Source organism: Jiella sonneratiae, assembly GCF_017353515.1.
GTDB classification, from domain to species: domain Bacteria; phylum Pseudomonadota; class Alphaproteobacteria; order Rhizobiales; family Rhizobiaceae; genus Jiella; species Jiella sonneratiae.
Genome location: NZ_JAFMPY010000065.1, coordinates 1 through 2,031, shown reverse-complemented (window position 1 = coordinate 2,031; position 2,031 = coordinate 1). Strand labels below are relative to the sequence as shown.

Annotated in this window: 2 protein-coding genes and 1 pseudogene; all 3 read right to left on the bottom strand. The window is 68.8% G+C overall.

Annotated elements, in window-relative coordinates; translation table 11 throughout:
• A pseudogene (locus tag J1C47_RS23460) lies at nucleotides 1-107 on the bottom strand (sugar ABC transporter permease); the annotation flags it as partial.
• 11 nt (nucleotides 108-118) lie between these two features.
• Nucleotides 119-1,195 (bottom strand): ABC transporter ATP-binding protein, encoded by a 1,077-nt coding sequence (locus J1C47_RS23455; RefSeq protein ID WP_207353218.1) that lies wholly within the window; start codon nucleotides 1,193-1,195, stop codon nucleotides 119-121.
• An 11-nt stretch (nucleotides 1,196-1,206) separates the two neighbouring features.
• Nucleotides 1,207-2,031, bottom strand: an 825-nt coding sequence (locus J1C47_RS23450; RefSeq protein ID WP_207353217.1) for an ABC transporter ATP-binding protein, incomplete at its 5' end; no start/stop codon positions are given.

The following is a 2,031-nucleotide window of genomic DNA, read 5'->3' as shown; positions in this document are numbered from 1 at the left end:
ACCGAATAGTTCACCACCGTCATCAGCGGGATGACCGCCGAGAAGGCGACGAGCAGGAGCACCGGCAGGACGAAGAACCAGGCCTTGTTGTTCCAGGTCTTTTCCATGATGCGTCTCCTCAGCCCCGCTCGACGAGCCAGGAATCGGCGTAGAGATTGAGGGCATGCGGCGCGAATGCCGCATCCGCCTCGGCGGGGATCGCCGCGTTCTCCTTGAGGATCGCGGTGAGCGGCATGCCGTCGAGCCGGGCCCGGACGATGCGCTCGGAGCCGATGTCCTCGACCCGGTCGATGGCGATCGGCACGCCGCCGCCCCGCGGCACGATGCCGACGAATTCCGGCCGGATGCCGAGTTCCGTCATCTGGCCTTCATGCGGCACGGAACGCACGGCCGGCAGCGCGATGCGCGCGCCCGAGACCACCGCCTCGCCGTTCTCCAGCCGGCAGGGCAGGACGTTCATCCCCGGCGAGCCGATGAAATAGCCGACGAAGGTGTGCTGCGGCCGCTCGAACAGCTCTTCCGGCGTGCCGATCTGCACGACCTCGCCCTCGAACATCACCACCACCTTGTCGGCGAAGGTCAGCGCCTCGGTCTGGTCGTGGGTGACGTAGACCATGGTCATCGCGAATTCGTGGTGCAGCTGCTTCAGTTCCGAGCGCAGCTGCCACTTCATGTGCGGGTCGATGACCGTCAGCGGCTCGTCGAAGAGGATGGCGGCGACGTCGGAGCGCACCAGGCCGCGGCCGAGCGAGATCTTCTGCTTCTCGTCGGCGGTCAGGCCCCGCGCCTTGCGGTCGGCCTTCGCCTCGAGCCCGATGCGGCGCAGCATGTCCTCGACGCGGCTGGCGATCTCGGCGGCCGGCACCTTGCGGTTCTTCAGCGGGAAGGCGAGGTTCTGGCGCACCGTCATGGTGTCGTAGATCACCGGAAACTGGAACACCTGGGCGATGTTGCGGGCTTCCGGCGAAAGCATCGTCACGTCGCGGTCGTCGAAGCGCACATGGCCCTCCGACGGGGTCAAAAGGCCGGAGATGATGTTGAGGAGCGTGGTCTTGCCGCAGCCGGACGGTCCGAGCAGCGCATAGGCGCCGCCGTCCTCGAAGGCGGTGTCGACCTCGCGCAGCGCATAGGTGTTCGCCTTGGCGAGCTCGGGCGAGTAGGCGTGGCGGATGTGATCGAGACGGATCCGGGCCATGGTGCTCTCCCTCAGGCCGCCTTCGCGGCGGTGCCGCCCGCCGCGGCGCCGGCCGCGTCGAAGACGAGGACTTGCGCGGGATCGAAGGCGAAGCGCACCCGCGCGCCGGAATCGATCCGCCTGACGCCGTGCACCACCGCGACGATCGGCGCTTCGGCGAGGCGGGCGTGGAGGAAGGTCTCCGAACCCGTCACCTCGGTGAGGAACACCGTCGCGTCGAAGCCTGCCGCCGTGTCGGGCGAGCCGATTTCCAGGCGGTGCGGCCGGATGCCGATCCTGTAGGGCCCGTCGGGAAGGCCGGCATGGGCGGGGGCTGCCCGAAAGTCGACGCCGCCGGCGCCGGCAAAGCGCGGCCCCTTCTTGGTGACGGCGAGGACGTTGAGCGGCGGGTCGGAGAAGGTGGTGGCGGTGACCAGGTCGTGCGGCGCGCGGTAGACCGCCGGCGTCTCGCCGAACTGGGTGATGCGGCCCTTCGACAGCGTCGCCGTCCGGCCGCCGAGGAGCAACGCCTCCTGCGGCTCGGTGGTGGCGTAGACGAAGATCGCGCCGGTCTCGGCGAAGATCTTCGGCAGTTCCTCGCGCAGTTCCTCGCGCAGCTTGTAGTCGAGATTGGCGAGCGGCTCGTCGAGGAGTACGAGATCGGCGTTCTTGACGAGAGCCCGGGCGAGGGCGGTGCGCTGCTGCTGGCCGCCGGAAAGGTTGAGCGGGGTGCGACCCAGATAGGGCGACATCTTCAAGAGGTCGGCGGCCTTCTTCACCGCCGCGTCGATCTCCGGCTTCGGCCGGCCGGCGACGCGCATCGGCGAGGCGATGTTCTCGTAGACGGTCAGCGTCGG

Bases quoted from the DNA above. Each gene is read 5' to 3' on its own strand.
- J1C47_RS23455 (WP_207353218.1), bottom strand. From the start codon at position 1,195: ATGGCCCGGATCCGTCTCGATCACATCCGCCACGCCTACTCGCCCGAG.